The organism is Bacillus sp. LR--39 (genome assembly GCF_053613335.1).
The window spans coordinates 1-1,780 of sequence record NZ_JBSIOT010000083.1 but is presented as its reverse complement, the minus strand read 5'-3'; the positions used below and the strand labels follow the sequence as shown (position 1 = coordinate 1,780).

Here is a 1,780-nt window from a genome sequence, read left to right as displayed (position 1 = left end):
TGAGAAAGTTATGTGCATAACCGTCTGCTACGTTTTTCATTTCGCCTTTTTTTCCTTTACCTTTTACATCTTGTAAGAAAATAACCTTCATCTCTGTACGCCTCCCTCAAAATACTCATCTACGGCGTGCTTCAGCCGTTCCAGCGCTTCAGAAACTGAAATGCCGGACAACTGAGTCGCCGCATTTGTTAAATGCCCTCCGCCTTCCAGGGCCTCCATGATGATCTGAACATTTACCTCGCCAAGCGACCGCGCACTGATACAAACCGTTTGTTCATCCCGTCTCGCCACCGCAAATGAAGCCTCAACCTCACTCATCGACAGCAGCGAATCGGCAGCCTGCGCAATCAGCACTTGATCGAAGTATTCCTCTTCATTTTCAGGAAGAGAAGCAATCGCAATGTTATCTTTATAGAGGACCGTATGCTGGATCAGCTTCGCCCGTTGAATATAGGAATCAACGGTTTCTTTCAGGAACTTCTGCACCAGCACCGTGTCGGCGCCTTTTGCCCTTAAATAAGAAGCCGCATCAAAAGTCCGCGAGCCCGTGCGGAGAGAAAAGCTCTTTGTATCCACTATTATACCAGCTAATAGGGCTGTTGCTTCAATCATATTGATTTTTAAGCGCTTCGGCTGATATTCAAGCAGCTCTGTCACCAATTCCGCTGTGGAAGAAGCGTATGGTTCCATATAAACGAGCAGCGGATCTCTGATAAACTCCTCACCTCTGCGGTGATGGTCGATGACCACGATATGTTCAATTTTATTGACCAGCCGTTCCTCCATAACGAGTGACGGCTTATGTGTATCAACGATCACAAGCAGTGTGTCATCATTGGAAATTTCCATTGCTTCTTCAGGCGTAATAAATCTTGACCACAGTTCTTCATATTTTTTGATTTCCCCAATCAAACGCTGCACACTTGATCCGATTTGATTTGGGTCAATCACGATAAAACCATCTTTGTTATTTGCCTGAGCCACCTTTAAAATCCCGATCGCTGCGCCGATAGAATCCATGTCGGGGAATTTATGCCCCATGATAATCACATTGCTGCTTTCGGTGACGATTTCCTTTAAAGCGTGAGAAATCACGCGGGCCCGCACCCTTGTTCGTTTCTCCATTGGGTTTGTTTTACCGCCGTAAAACTTCACCTTGCCGTTTGGCAGCTTAATGGCTACCTGGTCTCCGCCGCGTCCCAGTGCTAAGTCCAAGCTGGATTGCGCCAAATCGCCAAGTTCTTTCAGGGAAGAGACTGAAGCCCCGACACCGACGCTTAACGTCAGCGCTACACCGTCAAACGAGGTTTTTTCCCGCACTTCATCAAGAATCGAAAACTTCGAATTTTCGAGTTCAGTTAAGATGTGTTCATTAAGTACAGCGATAAAGCGCTCTGAAGACGTCCTTTTCAAGAAGATCCCGTACTCCTGCGCCCAAGCGTTCAGCAAAGATGTCACCTGGCTGTTCATCGTGCTTCTCGTCTGGTCATCCAATCCTTGTGTCACATCATCATAGTTATCAAGGAAAATATATGCCAGGACCGTTCTTTCGTTTTCATATAGCTTTTCAATCTGAATTTGTTCTGTTACATCAAAGAAATATAACAGACGCTCATCCCGTTTGATGACAACCCTAAACTTGCGGTCATTCAATGTAACCGTTTCCGATTCCACCTCTTGTTTGATAAGCGGCACTACCGATTCACAAGTATCGTAAAGTGATCTCCCCACTAAAGTGCTTTCATTAAAGCAAGAGGAAAGAAACGGATTTGCCCATTCT

The 1,780-nt window shown here is 45.8% G+C and carries 1 protein-coding gene and 1 pseudogene; both read right to left on the bottom strand.

Annotation, left to right across the window (positions count from 1 at the left end):
- A pseudogene (locus tag ACWHAR_RS20495) lies at positions 1-91 on the bottom strand (50S ribosomal protein L9); the annotation flags it as partial.
- On the bottom strand, positions 88-1,780 hold a 1,693-nt coding region (gene gdpP, locus ACWHAR_RS20490), incomplete at its 5' end, for a cyclic-di-AMP phosphodiesterase GdpP (RefSeq protein ID WP_452087662.1). The pseudogene ACWHAR_RS20495 and the gene gdpP, both read right to left, overlap by 4 nt.